Genomic DNA, 15,100 nt, shown 5'->3' with positions numbered 1-15,100 from the left:
AACCGCGTCCGAAGCGCGCCTGGCAGTGGTGCTGACATGAAACATCCTCCTGAAAAGGATGAATCACAATCGACCCCTCAAGGGAATCCCCAGCGACTCAGGGTTTCCCCGAAATGCTTTATTCGCACCGCCGGACCCGACAGTCAGATCCGACGAGCCCCCCGAAGTATAAATCGATTGAACGACTCCGTTCTCGGACGAAAACGTGAAGTCGCCATTGTAGACACGAATCGATTCCGCGCGACCCGTGCCTTTCAGGGCAATGTTGACGTCTCCTTCACCACCGCGGAAACTATCCAGCCTGCTGTTGTTGAGTACCCTGACATCGCCGGTGCCGCCGAAATCCTCCAGCGATGTAATACGCCCGCCATTTCGAACGATGACGGTGCCGTCTCCGTTTCCCAGGGTCGCAGATTTAACGTGGCCGCCATTGACGACCAAGAGATCGTCGGAACCGGTCAAATTGATGGTGCCGGCTTCGCCGCGGACCGTAATTTCGGCCCGTCCTCTGTAAACGTCGATGCCACCAATCCATCCCACGGAAGTGTCCAGCTTGTTGACATCCGCACCCAGATTAATCCAGCGTATCCAGTCGTTCTGCGGGCCGAGGGTGATATCATGCAACTGCCCGTCCCAACCGCTCATGTAGCGCACTTTGGTCGAGGTCAGATCGACTTCGGAATTGTATCCGAGATTCAGGTATTCGATTTCACGTCCGGCACCGTTATCGAGATCGACGAACCGCGTAATGTGATCGTCGCCCGCCACCTGCAACGTTCGAATCCGCCAGTTCGAACCCGTGAAATTCAACGTTGCATCCAGATCATCGGGTGCTTCGACAAAGACCGAATAGCGGTCGATGGTCTGGCGACCGCCAGCATCGTACCACGATACCGAAGTGGATCCCGGCAACCGCGGAACAGCATTCACTCCGTCAAATGTTACATTCAATACTTCCGTCGCCATATCTTCCCCCTAAACAAAAAGTTTCAAAATAGGGGAAAGATACCATTCTTTCGTTCAATTTCGAAGGAGATTCGGGTGCATTCTTTTCAACCCTAACCCTGCGCTTCAGCACGGCTCTTGCCTGACACGTTGAGCGCAAGGGTCGCGGCCATCAGGTCGTCCAGGTCGCCGTCCAGGACACCCTTGGTGTCGGAGGTTTCAAAATTCGTGCGCAGATCCTTGACCATCTGGTAAGGCTGCAGCACGTAGGACCGGATCTGGTTGCCCCAGCCCGCGTCGCCCTTGCTTTCATGCGCCTCGTTGATGGCCGCGTTGCGGCGGTCCAGTTCCAGCTGGTAGAGACGCGACTTCAGCGCCTTCATCGCGATATCGCGGTTCTGGTGCTGCGATTTCTCCGAACTGGTCACGACAATTCCGGTGGGGTGGTGGGTGATCCGCACGGCGGAATCCGTCGTGTTCACGTGCTGCCCGCCCGCCCCGGAACTGCGGTATGTGTCGATGCGGATATCCGCCGGGTTCACCTCGATCTCGATATTGTCATCCACCACCGGATAGACCCAGACCGAACTGAAAGACGTGTGACGTTTGGCGGCGCTGTCGAACGGCGATATCCGCACCAGCCGGTGCACGCCGCTTTCCGATTTCAGCCAGCCATAGGCGTTGTGGCCGCTGATCTTGTAGGTGGCGGACTTGATGCCGGCCTCCTCGCCCGCGCTTTCGGCCTGCAATTCGACCTTGTAGCCCTTCTTCTCGGCCCAGCGCACATACATGCGCGCCAGCATGCTGGCCCAATCGCAGCTTTCGGTGCCACCCGCCCCGGCGTTGATTTCAAGGAAGGTGTCGTTGCCGTCCGCCTCGCCGTCCAGCAGTGCCTCCAGTTCTTTCTGGGCGGCCGTGACCGCGAGCGTTTTCAGGGCCTGTTCGGCATCCTGGACGACTTCGGCATCGTCCTCCATTTCGCCCAGTTCGATCATTTCGACATTGTCGGACAGATCCCGCTTGATGGCGCTGTAGGTCTCCATCGCATCGACCAGCATCTGCCGGTCCCGCATCAGTTTCTGCGCCGCCTCCGGGTCGTCCCAAAGGTTCGGGTCTTCCACTCGTGCGTTGAATTCCTCCAGTCGGTGCGGGGCCGTCTCCCAGTCCATTCTCTGGGCCAGAAGCTCCAGCGATTTCTCGATTTCGGCAACGGTGTTCTGGATCTCGGCGCGCATGCGGGTTCCTGCAATCAAGTCTGTGACAATCGGTGATAGACCAGCACCGCGGGCGCGGCAAGCGGTCAGGAAATGAATGCCGAGGTCCGCCATCTCGTGCTGTCCGCCAACGAGACCGGCGCAGTGTTTGCGAGACTGCCGGGACTGGTCTATGGCTGAACCCGATACCGCCAGCCATCGGCCGGAAGCAGCGAACCCTCAGATCCGCCGCGGGCCATTTCACGAGATCGAAAGGAAAACTGGATGCGGACCTTGTTGAAGCGCCTTGCCCTGGGGATTGGCCTGACCGTCGCGATCCTGTTCACCGTCATCCTTGTCAACACCCTGCGATACACCGGCGGCAACATCGTTTCGTCCGATCCATTCGATCTCGGGGCCGATACCGACCGCGCCGCCCGGACCCTGTCCGAAGCGATCCGGTTCAGGACCGTCTCGACCGACATGACCGTTCCGGATTTCCCGGCGTTCCTGTCCTTCCTGCAAGAGCGTTTCCCGCTCAGCCACGCAGCCATGGATCGCCTGGTCCTGGACGCGCACACGCCTCTGTTCAAATGGACGGGAAGCGACGAGACGCTGAAACCCGTGCTTCTGGCCGCGCATTATGACGTGGTTCCGGTGGCGCCGGATTCGCTTGGACAATGGGACCATCCACCGTTTGACGGCGTGCAGGCGGACGGGTTCGTCTGGGGCCGCGGCACCCTGGACGACAAGGGCGCGTTGATCGCCATCCTGACCGCGACCGAAACCCTGATCGCGTCCGGTTTCACGCCGCGACGCACCGTCTATCTGAGCTTTGGCGGCGACGAGGAAGTCGGCGGGTCCGGGGCGCAATCCGTGGCCCGGCATCTGATCGAAAACGGGGTCCGGCTGGACTGGTCGCTGGATGAGGGATCCTTCGTGCTGGACGGGATCATTCCCGGCCTCGCCTCTCCGGTGGCAAGCATCAATCTGTCCGAGAAGGGCTACATGACCGTAACCCTGATTTCGAGATCCGCAGGCGGCCACTCCTCCATGCCGCCCCGCGTCACGGCGGTCGGACGCCTGGCCCGCGCGATCCACCGGCTCGAGAACACGCCGATGCCCGGCGGTCTGAGCGGAGTGTCCGGCGACTTCTTCGATGGAATCGGGCCGCATTTCCCGTTCCTGCAACGGGCCTTGTTCGCCAATGGCTGGCTGTTCGATCCGGTGCTGGAGCGGGTACTATCCGCGGCCCCGTCGACCAATGCCATGCTGCGCACCACCACCGCGCCGACCATGCTGTCCGGCTCTGCCAAGGACAACGTGCTGGCGACGGAAGCGACAGCGACGATCAACTTCCGCATCCATCCCCGCGACACCGTGGACAGCGTCCTGGCCCATATCCGGGACGTGATCGCGGATGAATCCATCGAAATCGTCCCCGACCGCGGGACCGCGATAGAGGCCTCGCCGGTCGCCGACGCCGACGCCCAGGGTTATCGGGATATAGAAAGTTCCATCCTGGCCGCCTTCGGCCCGCTGGTGTCGGTGCCGGGTCTGACCATAGCGGCTACGGACGCCCGGTTCTATGCGCAGGCGTCCGATGCGGCCTACCGGATCAATCCGTTCAAGATCGACGGCGACGACCTGGTCCGGTTTCACGGGATCGACGAACGCCTGTCGGTGGAAAACCTCGAACGGGGCATAAACTTCTACGGATCGCTGCTGATGAAACAGTAACCGCCGCGTTCAGGCCGCGCTCGCTTCGCGCGTCAGTACAAGCCGCCGGAACTGACGGTTCCGAAGTTGGCCTTGGGTCCGACCACCGCCGTGCCGCCTGTCGACGTCTTGACCTGGCGGCCGCCGCTGCTGACCTCTTCGAACAGCGGCAGGTTGGACCCCATGGCGAAACCACCGTCATAGGTGATCCCGAAGCCCGGATCCTGGCCCTCGCGGAAATACTCCGCAACGACATAGTTGCCGGTGGCGTCGTCGGGAAGGCGACCGCCGGTGAACCGGTCGATCTTGATGAAATAACCGCCCGGAGGCACTTCGAACGGCCCGCCGCCATATTTCTCGGTGGCCTTGGTCATGAAGGACTGGAAGACCGGTCCGCAAAGCGAGGAGCCATAGGCCGACCGGCCCAGCGGTCGCGGACGGTCATGGCCGATGTAGCAGCCAGCGACGATATTGCTGGTGAATCCGATGAACCACACATCGCGCGCTTCGTTGGTGGTGCCGGTCTTGCCGGCGGTGGGCACCGGCAGGTCGATCACGCCGCTGGCCGTGCCGCGATCCACCACGCCTTTCAACATCGACGTCAGCTGGTAGGCGGTGATCGCATCCATCACCCTCTCGCGGTTCGAGAGGATGCGCGGCGACGCGTTGGCCTGCAACGCGGGCGAATTGCAGTCGAGGCAGTCCCGCTTGTCGTGGCGGTAGATCGTTTCCCCGTACCGGTCCTGAATCCGGTCCACCAGCGTCGGCTCCACCCGCTCGCCGCCATTCGCGAACATCGCGTAGGCCGCAACCATCTTGTAGAGCGTCGTCTCCTCGGACCCGAGCGAATTCGCGAGATAAGGCCCCATCTCGTCGTAAACACCGAATTTCTCGGCGTAGCTGGCGACCACATACATCCCGACTTCCTGGGCGAGCCGGATCGTCATCAGGTTCCGCGACTTTTCGATTCCCGTGCGCAGCGGAGTCGGCCCGTAGAACTTGTTGGATGAGTTCCGCGGCCGCCACAGGCCCTGCGGCGTGTTGATCTCGATCGGCGCGTCCACGACGATGGTCGCCGGCGTATAGCCGCTGTCCAGCGCCGCAGCGTAGACGAACGGCTTGAAGCTCGATCCCGGCTGTCGCTGCGCCTGCGTCGCCCGGTTGAAGACCGAATCCTGGTAGCTGAACCCGCCCTGCATCGCCAGGACGCGACCGGTGTTCACATCCATCGCCATGAACCCGCCCTGGACCTCGGACACCTGCCGCAAGGTCCAGCGGATGAACGACCCGTCCTTGTCGTCGGTCATGGCGCGCACCAGCACCACGTCGCCGACCTCGAGCAGGTCTCCCGCGACCTTGGCCTTGCTCGCAAGGGTGCCGTCCCGGCGCAGCTTGCGCGCCCATTGCACGTCGCCGGCCACGATCCAGTGCCCGTCGGCGTCCTCTTCGACGCCTTCGATGCCGATCCGGGCATCCGAATCGCCGACCTGCAAGACCACCGCGGGGTGCCATTGTCCGTCCAGGACGATGTCGCGGGGCACGTCCGCATCCGCCAGGGCCGTGCGCCACTGATCTTCGGTCGTCAACTGATCGGCCGCAATCTTCTCGCCGGTGCCACGCCAGATACCGCGCCCGCGGTCGTATTCCTCAAGCTGGTCGCGCAGCGCCTCCGCGGCAACCTTCTGCATTTCCTCGTCGATGGTCGCCCGCACGGTGAACCCGCCGGTGAAGAACTCGCCATCTCCGAATTCCTCCTGCAACTGGCGCCGGATCTCCTCGGTGAAATAATCCCGCGGCGGCAGCGCGTTCCGGAAGCTCTCGAAATCGCCGTTCTGCACCGAACGCAGCGGCTGCTGCACCTCGGATTCATAGGTGGCGCGGTCGAGATAGCCGTTCTCATACATCTCACGAAGCACATAGTTGCGCCGTTGCGTAACCCGTTCCTTGGCAAAGACCGGGTGATACTTGCTCGGCGCCTGCGGCATCGCCGCCAGCATCGCCGCCTCATGCGGCGCCAGTTCGGCCAGCGTCTTGTTGAAATAGGTCTGGCTCGCCGCCGCCACGCCATAGGAGTTCTGCCCGAGAAAGATCTCGTTCATGTACAGCTCCAGGATCTGTTCCTTGTCCAATGTCTCTTCGAGCCGCGCGGCGAGGATGATCTCCTTGATCTTGCGCTCGATCTTGCGGTCGGCCGACAGCAGGAAGTTCTTCATCACCTGCTGGGTGATGGTCGAGGCCCCGCGCACGTTCTGGCCGCGCGACTTGACCGCCTCGAAGGCCGCCACCGCGATGCCCCGCGTGTCATAACCCTTGTGGCTGTAGAAATTCTTGTCCTCGGCCGAGATGAAGGCTTGCTTCACCAGATCGGGAATCTCGTTCGCCGGGGCGAACAGCCGGCGTTCCTGCGCGAACTCGTCGATCAGGTGGCCTTCGCCGGAATAGATGCGGCTGATCGTCGGTGGCTTGTATTGCGCCAGAGATTCATGGCTCGGCAGGTCGCGGCCATAGATCCAGAACACGGCGCCAATGCTGAGCGCGACAACTGCCACGCCCAAAGTCAGGAGCGTGAAGATCGCTCCGAAGAAGGATAGAATAAAACGGATCACACTGGGGCCTCTACTCGCGCGCTGTTGCCAATATAGGGAGCCGACACGCAAGGGTCAAAACACAAGCGGGCGACAAATCGCCTGACGCTGCGGCTCCTACTGCCTTATCAGCGGTCGCAACGCAATGTCCGCGTCGCGCCAGGCCAGCAAACCGTTGCGCAGACCAAGCGCCATGCCGGCCCGCCACACCGGGTCCCGCAGGTTCCGCAGGTCGCGCGGACTGCTCAGGAATCCGATCTCGATCAGGACAGACGGGATGTCGGCGGCTTTCAGGACCGAAAACGCGGCCCGGCGCAGCGGGCGGTTGTTCATGGGCCCGCCGGCCTCCGCCATCGACCTGACCAGTTCTTTCGCCAGCGCCTCGGTGCGCGGCCGTGTTTCCTGCCGCGCAAGGTCCAGCAGAACGCCGGTCACTTCGTCGTCCGCATCGCTCAGATCGATGCCAGACAGAAGGTCGGCGCGATCGTGGCGTTCGGCAAGCCTGGCGCTGGCGGAATCAGAGGCGTCCCGCGCCAGAACATGAACCGTGGCCCCATGCGCCATCCCCTCGGCCAGCGCATCGGCATGCAGGGACAGGAACACATCCGCGCCCATCTGGTGGGCAATCGAAACCCGCTGTTCCAACGAGACGAACCGGTCGGTGTCGCGCGTCAGCACGACGTGAAACCCGCCACTGCGCTCCAGCAGATCCCGCAATTCGCGGGCAAAGGTCAGCATCAGCGTTTTTTCGTTCACGGTATCGGTTTCCGCCCCCGGATCAAGCCCGCCGTGTCCCGGATCCAGAACCACCACGAGGGGGGCGTTCGGTCCGCGTGGCGGAACCGCCGGTATTTCGGCGGGCGGGGGCAAATCCCAACGCGGATCAAGGGGCGCGCCCGCACCGGCGGCAAAGGCTTCGGGCGTTTCCGGCTGCAAACGCACCGTCAGATGCGCGCCGCCCGTGCCATCACCGAGCGTCATGTCGGCCCGTGAAACGGACATCGGCCCGTCCAGTTCCAGGACCAGGCGGGACCAGCCGAGCAGATAGTCACCGAACCGGACCTGCGTGACCCTCTCGCTGTCGAGAAACCGCTCCGGGCGCAGACCGGTCCAGTCCGCCTCCTGCAGATCCAGGACCAGACGCGGCGGCGCATCCAGGGTGAACAACCGGAACGGAACGCCCTGGCTGAGATACAGGTCGATCTGCGCCGACTTGAACCAGGCGTCGGTTATCCGGCTTCTTTCGGCGTCCACACGTGCGTGTCCACCGAGATCCCCGGCCTGGGCCATCCCGATCTCCAGCCAGATCGCGGCAAAAAGAATCAGCGGTCTTATCATGCGTCTCCGTTTCGTCTCGCAACCGCCGCCTCGCCGGATCGTTCCGCTTGGCTCGCCGCGGAACGCAGCCATTGGAACTGACGGATTTTCAGGGCCGCGCAGCCATGAACCGCGCCAGCCGGACCAATCCCTCTTCGATATCCCCGGTCGCGCGCGCATAGGAGAACCGCAAGGTCTTGTGGCCGCGCTCCGGGTCGAAATCAAGTCCGGGCGTCACCGCGACGCCGGCCTTTTCGAGGATCTCGGCGGCAAAGGCGCGGCTGTCATCGGTCAGGTCGGAAACGTCGGCATAGACATAGAACGCTCCGTCCGGCGGCGCGATCCTGGTGAACCCGGCGCGCGGCAATCCGGTCAGCATCAGGTCGCGGTTGATCCTGTAGACCGCCAGATTTGCCTCAAGTTCCTCTTCGCAGTCCATGGCGGCCAGGGCAGCGACCTGGCTGGCGTGAGGCGGACAGATGAACATGTTCTGGGCGATCCGCTCCAGCACGCGCACATGGGACTCCGGCACCACCATCCAGCCGACCCGCCAGCCGGTCATGCTGAAATACTTGGAAAAGGAATTGATGACGTAGCAGTCGTCGGTCAGTTCCAGGGCCGTGACCGCCTTGGCCTCGTATTCGATGCCGTGATAGATCTCGTCGCTGATGAAGGCCGCGCCCTGCCCATGGGCCGTCTCGACAAGCGCGGCCATGCTCTCGCGGTCCAGCATCGTGCCGGTGGGATTGGCGGGCGACGCCACCATCAGCCCGGCCAAGTCCAATCCGGCGAAGTCGCTGGGAACCGGTTGAAGACGGTTTTCGGTCGAGGTTGGAAGGTCCACAGGCACAAGGTCCAGCGCACGCAGGATCTGACGGTAGCTGGGATACCCCGGCGCGCCGATCCCGACCCTGTCGCCGGTATCGAACAGAGCCGTGAACGCAAGGATGAAGCCGCCGGAAGACCCGGATGTGATCACCACGCGCTCCGGATCGATATCGACGCCATACCATTCGCCGTACATCCGCGCGATGCGGCGACGCAGGGCCGGCAATCCCAGCGCCACCGTATAGCCCAAGGCGTCGGTTCCGAGCGCGCCGGACAGGGCGCGGACCGCGCCTTTCGGTGCCCCGGTTCCGGGCTGACCGACCTCCATATGGATGATGCGCCGCCCGGATTCCTCGGCGCGGCGCGCCGCTTCCATCACGTCCATCACAATGAAGGGATCGACCCTGGAGCGGATTGAGTTTCGCATGTGCTTCTCCCATGGTGCGGCCATGTGGTTTGACCGATTATCCCGACTGACGTCAATGCTTGTGGTCGATCGGTTCCGCGTGGCCGTCGCGGCGCTTGCCATCGCGACGCATGTCGTCACGGCCGCGGAGGCGGCCGCCGCGTCGCTTTTGCGCGACCCCGATATCGAACATGGGCTGTCCGAACTTGCCGCACCGGTGCTTCGGGCGGCGGGCCTCAATCCGAAGCGCGTCAGGGTGCTCGTGGTGGACGACAGTTCGCTCAACGCGTTCGTCGTCGATGGCCAGACCGTGTTCCTGCACCATGGCCTGATCCTCAAGGTGCAGTCCGCCGCCATGCTGCAAGCGGTGATCGCGCATGAAGCGGCGCATATTTCCAACGGCCACATCGCGCGGCGCATGGGGAACCTGCGCAGCGCCCGAACGGCTGCCGGGCTGGGTGCCGCACTTGCCGTCGCCGCCGCCGCCGCGGGCGCGGGCAGCGCTGCCGGGGGGATCGCCGCGGGAACGGCGTCTTCGGCGCTCCGCGGGTTCTTTGTCCACACACGCGCCGAAGAATCCGCCGCCGACAGGTCAGCCGCGCACTACATGACCAGCACCGGACTCGACCCGCAGGGGTTGGTCGATCTGCACCGGGCTTTCGCCGGACAGGAAGCGCTCAGCGTCGGCCGGCAGGATCCCTACATGCAATCCCACCCCTTGACCCAGGACCGGATCCGCGTCGCAGAGAGCTATGTGGCCGCTCAGCCGGTCGCCCCGCCGTCCAAGCCGGAAGACACCTACTGGTTCGCACGCGTACAGGGCAAACTGTCCGCCTTCACACGCGCGCCTAAATGGACGCTGCGCCGGGCGCCCGAGGAACCCCACGCGGACGTGCGTCTGATGCGCGAGGCCATCGCCCATCACCGGAACAACGATCTGAAAGCGGCGCTGAAGGCCATGGATGCCGCCATCGCCGCCCGCCCCGACGATGCGTATTACCACGAACTGAAAGGGCAGATCCTGCTGGAGAACCGGCAACTGCAACCCGCGCTGGACGCCTACCGGACCGCCGTCGCGCTTGCCCCGCGCGAATCGCTCATTCAGGGCAGCTATGGCCGGGCGCTTCTGGCGGCGGATCAGCCCAAGGCCGCGCTCGGCCCGCTGGAAGAAGCGCGATCGCGGGATTTCCGCGATGCGCGGGTGATGCGCGATCTGGCACTGGCCTATGCCAGGCTTGGGGAAACCGGGATGGCGGCGCTCACGACCGCGGAACGCCACGCGCTCGAAGGGCGCATGGAAGACGCGGCGCGCCAGGCACAAAGGGCCACAACCCTGTTACCGCGCGGCTCTGCACCTTGGCAGCGCGCCCAAGATGTGGTCATTGCATCCGAACACGCAAACAAGAGGAAGAAACGATGATCCGCCTAGCCGCTCCCGCCCTGACCGCATTTGCCTTGCTGGCGGGATCGGCCTGCGCCGCCGATCTCACCGCCATGACCGACGCCGAACGCGAGGCGTTCCGCGCCGAGGTCCGCGCCTACCTGATGGACAATCCCGAGATCATCATCGAAGCGGTCAACCTGCTCGAGGAACGCAAGGCCACCGCGCAGGCCGAGGCCGACGTCAGCCTCGTGCAGGCGAACGCCGACGAGATTTTCAATGACGGTTTTTCCTGGGTCGGCGGAAACCCGGATGGCGACATCACGCTGGTGGAGTTCATGGACTACCGTTGCGGCTATTGCCGCCGCGCCAAGCCGGAGGTCGCCAAGTTGCTGGAAAACGACGGTAATATCCGGGTGATCGTCAAGGAATTCCCGATCCTGGGCGAAGCGTCGATGATCTCGTCCAGATTCGCCATCGCGACCCGGCATGTTGCCGGAGACGAGGCCTACAAACAGGTTCACGACGCTCTGATGGAAATCAACAGCGACCTGACCGACGTGACGCTGCGCCGGCTCGCGGACGGGTTCGGGCTGGACAGCGACGCGATACTGGCCCGAATGGACAGCGAAGAGGTCACGCAGGAAATCGCCGCCACCCGCGCTCTGGCGCAGCGTTTGCAGATCAGCGGCACGCCGACCTTCGTGCTGGAAGACGAGTTGCTGCGGGGCTATCTGCCCGCCGACCAGATGGAGTTGATCGTGGCGGACAAACGCGACAGATGATGGCCGTGTCGGAGAGCGCCGCCGCCATGACCCGCCGGATGACGGCCGTCTGACGCCCCGGAACCCCGGCCGCCGACCGGGTTTGCCGGCGGCGGCCGGTTACGAACTCTATTCGGCGGCCTCGGCCGCGCTGTCGAGTTCCGCCGCCTTCTTTTCCACCTGCTCGACGATGTGATCCAGCATCTGTTCATTGCTGAGCTTGTGGCTCTGCCTGCCCGCCAGGTAGACCATGCCGCTGCCGGCGCCGCCGCCGGTAAAGCCGACGTCGGTCATCAGCGCTTCGCCCGGCCCGTTGACCACGCATCCGATGATGCTCAGGCTCATCGGAGTCTTGATGTGTTCCAATCGCTTTTCCAGCGCCTCGACGGTCTTGATCACGTCAAAGCCCTGCCGGGCGCAGCTTGGGCAACTGATGATGTTGACGCCACGGTGGCGCAAGCCAAGCGATTTCAGGATCTCGAACCCGACCTTGACCTCTTCGACCGGGTCGGCGGACAGAGACACCCGGATCGTGTCGCCAATCCCCATCCAGAGCAGGTTGCCCAGACCGATGGCCGACTTGATCGTGCCGCTGGTCAGTCCGCCGGCTTCGGTGATTCCAAGGTGCAGCGGCGCATCCGTCGCCTCTGCCAGCTGCTGATAGGCGGCGGCGGACATGAACACGTCCGACGCTTTCACGCTGATCTTGAAATCGTGGAAATCGTTGTCCTGAAGGATGCGGATATGCGCGAGTCCGCTTTCCACCATCGCGTCCGGACAGGGCTCACCGTATTTGTCCAGCAGATGCTTTTCCAGGCTGCCCGCGTTGACCCCGATGCGGATCGAACAATCGTGATCGCGCGCCGCCTGGATGACGTCCCGCACCCGCCGTTCATCGCCGATATTGCCCGGATTGATCCGCAGACAGGCGGCCCCCGCCTCCGCGGCCTCTATCCCGCGCTTGTAGTGGAAATGGATGTCGGCCACGATCGGCACCGGGCTTTCGGCCACGATGTGTTTCAGCGCTTTCGATGACGCTTCGTCGGGCACCGACACGCGCACGATGTCCGCGCCGGCTTCGGCCGCCGCCTGGACCTGCGCGACGGTTGCGGCCACATCGGTGGTCAGCGTGTTGGTCATCGTCTGCACCGCAATGGGCGCGTCGCCGCCCACCGGCACCTTGCCGACCATGATCTGACGGGACTTGCGACGGTAGATGTTGCGCCAGGGGCGGATCGAATTCAGCGACATGTCAGGCGTTCTTTTTCCGGTTCGTGTCTGCGGCACAGATAGCCCGAACCGGAGCGTGCAGCAATGCCGAGACGGTCAGGGTTGCGTGACCGGCCCGGATTGTTGGGAAAGCGTCTGCGCCTCGGCCACCATGCGGGCCAGGTCGCCATCCTGTTCGATATCGGCCACCGCGAAACGTTCCCTGACCGCTTCGATGGACAAGGGCACGTTGGATGTGACCGTGCCGCGTGCGCCGATCGGGCCGAAATGCTCGTTCGCCAAAGCGAAATAGATCGATCCGGATTCCCCGGCCCGCAGGGTCGGCGGTTCTTCCGTCAGAGGCACGTCATAGGTCTGGCCGCCTTCCATGATACCTTCGAAGATGACGGTGCCGTCCGCGGCCCTGACCCGGACCCAGGACGGCCGCACGGCCACCATGCGCAGTTGTTGGACCGCGGTTTCAACGACTTGCGGCACCGCCGCTTCACGGCGCGGTTCGAATTCGTCAACCGCTTCGGCGACAATCATGTCCGGCAGGTCCGGATGGCTGAACGTGCCGACGCTGCGCGGATCCAATGTCGAGATCGGTGCATCGCGCGCCGTCAGAACCGGCACATCAAGCGCCTGCGGGCGATACAGGCGATCCAGCGCTTCCGCCCGCGGCGTATTCAAACCGGAAGATTCGCCGTCTTCGGTCGCTTCCGGCGCGATCGCGCCGTTCAGGGGATCGAGATCCGACAGGACGATGGGCGTCTGTTCGACGGGAGAGAGCTGAACTTGCTGAACCTGCTTCAGAACCGACCATCCGCCGTATCCGATCCCTCCGATCAGGGCGACGAGCACCAGGATGGAGCCAATGCCCCGCAGTTCCAGGTGGCTCAGCACGCCATCGCTGGATGGTATGAACGGCGTGTTCGGTGTGATGAAAGGGTCGCGCACGGCGAATTTCGCCTTTGCCCCGTCACCGGCGCGGGCGACCCCCAGCGATTTCTTGACGACCGAGGCTTCGGCGGACATTCCGTGGGCCACCGAAAACCCGCTTTCGGCGCAGAACGCGGTGAAAGCTTCGTCCGGGTCCATGTTCAGATAGCGGGCATAGGACCGCACGTAGCCGGCGATGAAGCCCGGCGTGTCGAACGCAGACGGGTCGGAGTTTTCGATCGCGGCGATGTAGGACGCCTTGATCCGCAGTTCCCGCTGCACATCGAGCAAAGACTTGCCCATGGTGGCGCGTTCGCCGCGCATGGTGTCACCCAGACGCAATTCGAAGTCGTCAAACCCTTTGGGTCTGACAACGTCGACGTCGTCTGTTTCAGGTTTGCGCTGTCCCTTGCGCCCGATCATGCCTGCTGCCCCATGTCGCCTGCTGCGGTCCGTCGCAGCGTGTGGAGTCGTCCCCTCGACTCATTCACGCTTTTCTTTCGACAATGCTAACACAGCGCAAGGATTTTGCACACAGGCTTGGGGTCAGGCGCTCAACTCGGCGCGATTCAGCGCACAATGCGACCACAGGCTGTCCATCGCGCGCACCAGCTTGTTCATTTCATCCGGCCCGTGCACGGGCGATGGGGTGAAACGAAGCCGTTCGGTGCCGCGTGGCACGGTCGGGAAATTGATCGGCTGCACGTAGATGCCATGGTCCTTGAGAAGCATGTCGCTGAGCTTCTTGGTATGGACCGGGTCCCCGACGATCACCGGAACGATGTGACTGCCATGATCGATGATCGGAAGCCCGAGCGCTTTCAGACGTGTTTTCAGTATCTTGGCCTGGGCCTGGTGCTTTTCGCGCAGCTCCGGCGCCTGTTTGAGAAAGGCCACCGACGCGGCGGCGCCAGCCGCGACCGCGGGCGGCAGCGACGTGGTGAAGATGAAACCGGGCGCATAGGACCGGATGGCGTCGCACATCTTGTAGCTGGCCGCGATATAGCCGCCCATCACGCCGAAAGCCTTGGCCAGGGTGCCGTTGATGATGTCCAGCCGGTGCATCAGGCGGTCGCGCTCCGCCACCCCCGCGCCGCGCGGGCCATACATGCCGACGGCATGGACTTCATCGATATAAGTCAAAGCATTAAATTCATCCGCCAGATCGCAGATCGCCTCTATGGGGCCGAAATCGCCATCCATCGAATAGATCGATTCGAATGCGATCAGCTTGGGTGCGGCAGGATCATCCGCCGCCATCAGCTCGCGCAGGTGCGCCACGTCGTTGTGGCGGAAGATGCGCTTGGCCCCGCCGTTGCGGCGCACGCCCTCGATCATCGAGGCATGGTTCAGCTCGTCGGAATAGATAATCAGACCCGGAAACAGCTTGGGCAGCGTGCTCAGGGTGGCGTCGTTGGCGATATAGGCGCTGGTGAACAGCAGCGCGCTTTCCTTGCCGTGCAGGTCCGCCAGTTCGGCCTCGAGCCGCTTGTGATAGACCGTTGTGCCGGAAATGTTACGCGTGCCGCCCGACCCGGCGCCGGTGGCGTCGATGGCGTCCTTCATCGCATTCAGAACGACCGGGTTCTGCCCCATCCCCAGGTAATCGTTGCCGCACCAGACGGTGATGTCGCGAAAGCTGCCATCGGGCTGGGTCCATACGGCATGCGGGAACTGGCCGTTGCGGCGTTCGATATCGATAAAGGTCCGGTAGCGGCCTTCCTGGTGCAGGCGATCGATCGCCGCGTCGAGTTCAGCGGTGTAGTCCACCGGCTCCTCCATCTGTTTGCGCCGAATCCGGCGGCAGCTTG

The 15,100-nt window shown here is 63.5% G+C and carries 11 protein-coding genes; 3 read left to right on the top strand and 8 right to left on the bottom strand.

Translation table 11 applies throughout. The annotated features are described in order from the left end of the window. Positions 1 to 63: 63 nt before the first annotated feature. Positions 64 to 966, bottom strand: a complete 903-nt coding sequence (locus QO034_RS07630) for a hypothetical protein (protein WP_284484916.1) — start codon at positions 964 to 966, stop codon at positions 64 to 66. Positions 967 to 1,058: 92 nt separating this feature from the next. Beyond that, positions 1,059 to 2,180, bottom strand: a complete 1,122-nt coding sequence (gene prfB, locus QO034_RS07625) for a peptide chain release factor 2 (protein ID WP_284484915.1) — start codon at positions 2,178 to 2,180, stop codon at positions 1,059 to 1,061. 243 nt (positions 2,181 to 2,423) lie between these two features. On the opposite strand from prfB, the gene QO034_RS07620 reads away from it, so the two are divergent. Then, complete coding sequence (locus QO034_RS07620) at positions 2,424 to 3,878, top strand: M20 family peptidase (RefSeq protein WP_284484914.1); 1,455 nt, start codon at positions 2,424 to 2,426, stop codon at positions 3,876 to 3,878. A 32-nt stretch (positions 3,879 to 3,910) separates the two neighbouring features. On the opposite strand, the gene QO034_RS07615 is transcribed toward QO034_RS07620, so the two are convergent. From QO034_RS07615 to QO034_RS07605, 3 genes are all read right to left on the bottom strand, one after another. After that, complete coding sequence (locus QO034_RS07615) at positions 3,911 to 6,463, bottom strand: penicillin-binding protein 1A (RefSeq protein ID WP_284484913.1); 2,553 nt, start codon at positions 6,461 to 6,463, stop codon at positions 3,911 to 3,913. A 96-nt stretch (positions 6,464 to 6,559) separates the two neighbouring features. Continuing rightward, a complete protein-coding gene (locus QO034_RS07610; RefSeq protein WP_284484912.1) occupies positions 6,560 to 7,780 on the bottom strand; it encodes an N-acetylmuramoyl-L-alanine amidase in 1,221 nt (406 codons plus the stop codon). Between the two features lie 88 nt (positions 7,781 to 7,868). Continuing rightward, positions 7,869 to 9,014, bottom strand: a complete 1,146-nt coding sequence (locus QO034_RS07605) for a pyridoxal phosphate-dependent aminotransferase (RefSeq protein ID WP_284484911.1) — start codon at positions 9,012 to 9,014, stop codon at positions 7,869 to 7,871. Here QO034_RS07605 and QO034_RS07600 point away from each other — a divergent pair. Both QO034_RS07600 and QO034_RS07595 read left to right on the top strand, forming a co-directional pair. Continuing rightward, positions 9,013 to 10,413: a M48 family metalloprotease gene (locus tag QO034_RS07600; RefSeq protein ID WP_284484910.1), complete on the top strand. Its 1,401-nt coding sequence runs from the start codon at positions 9,013 to 9,015 to the stop codon at positions 10,411 to 10,413. The genes QO034_RS07605 and QO034_RS07600 overlap by 2 nt on opposite strands. Further along, positions 10,410 to 11,159, top strand: a complete 750-nt coding sequence (locus QO034_RS07595) for a DsbA family protein (RefSeq protein ID WP_284484909.1) — start codon at positions 10,410 to 10,412, stop codon at positions 11,157 to 11,159. Before QO034_RS07600 ends, QO034_RS07595 begins: the two co-directional genes overlap by 4 nt. A gap of 108 nt (positions 11,160 to 11,267) precedes the next feature. On the opposite strand, the gene ispG is transcribed toward QO034_RS07595, so the two are convergent. From ispG to hemA, 3 genes are all read right to left on the bottom strand, one after another. After that, positions 11,268 to 12,389: a flavodoxin-dependent (E)-4-hydroxy-3-methylbut-2-enyl-diphosphate synthase gene (gene ispG, locus QO034_RS07590; RefSeq protein WP_284484908.1), complete on the bottom strand. Its 1,122-nt coding sequence runs from the start codon at positions 12,387 to 12,389 to the stop codon at positions 11,268 to 11,270. 75 nt (positions 12,390 to 12,464) lie between these two features. After that, a complete protein-coding gene (locus tag QO034_RS07585; RefSeq protein ID WP_284484907.1) occupies positions 12,465 to 13,712 on the bottom strand; it encodes a helix-turn-helix domain-containing protein in 1,248 nt (415 codons plus the stop codon). Between the two features lie 123 nt (positions 13,713 to 13,835). Then, entirely contained in the window at positions 13,836 to 15,059 is a 1,224-nt protein-coding gene (hemA, locus tag QO034_RS07580; RefSeq protein ID WP_284484906.1) for a 5-aminolevulinate synthase, read from the bottom strand. Between the last annotated feature and the right edge of the window lie 41 nt (positions 15,060 to 15,100).

The sequence above is a fragment of the Sedimentitalea xiamensis genome, assembly GCF_030164465.1.
Classification (GTDB): domain Bacteria; phylum Pseudomonadota; class Alphaproteobacteria; order Rhodobacterales; family Rhodobacteraceae; genus Sedimentitalea; species Sedimentitalea xiamensis.
Note: the sequence above shows the minus strand (reverse complement) of the source record. Positions and strands in the feature narration are given on the sequence as shown.

Excerpts from the sequence above, each read along its gene's own strand:
- QO034_RS07585 (WP_284484907.1), bottom strand. The coding sequence starts at position 13,712 with ATGATCGGGCGCAAGGGACAGCGCAAACCTGAAACAGACGACGTCGAC.
- prfB (WP_284484915.1), bottom strand. The coding sequence starts at position 2,180 with ATGCGCGCCGAGATCCAGAACACCGTTGCCGAAATCGAGAAATCGCTG.
- ispG (WP_284484908.1), bottom strand. The coding sequence starts at position 12,389 with ATGTCGCTGAATTCGATCCGCCCCTGGCGCAACATCTACCGTCGCAAG.
- QO034_RS07630 (WP_284484916.1), bottom strand. The coding sequence starts at position 966 with ATGGCGACGGAAGTATTGAATGTAACATTTGACGGAGTGAATGCTGTT.
- QO034_RS07610 (WP_284484912.1), bottom strand. The coding sequence starts at position 7,780 with ATGATAAGACCGCTGATTCTTTTTGCCGCGATCTGGCTGGAGATCGGG.
- QO034_RS07605 (WP_284484911.1), bottom strand. The coding sequence starts at position 9,014 with ATGCGAAACTCAATCCGCTCCAGGGTCGATCCCTTCATTGTGATGGAC.
- QO034_RS07620 (WP_284484914.1), top strand. The coding sequence starts at position 2,424 with ATGCGGACCTTGTTGAAGCGCCTTGCCCTGGGGATTGGCCTGACCGTC.
- QO034_RS07600 (WP_284484910.1), top strand. The coding sequence starts at position 9,013 with ATGTGCTTCTCCCATGGTGCGGCCATGTGGTTTGACCGATTATCCCGA.
- QO034_RS07595 (WP_284484909.1), top strand. The coding sequence starts at position 10,410 with ATGATCCGCCTAGCCGCTCCCGCCCTGACCGCATTTGCCTTGCTGGCG.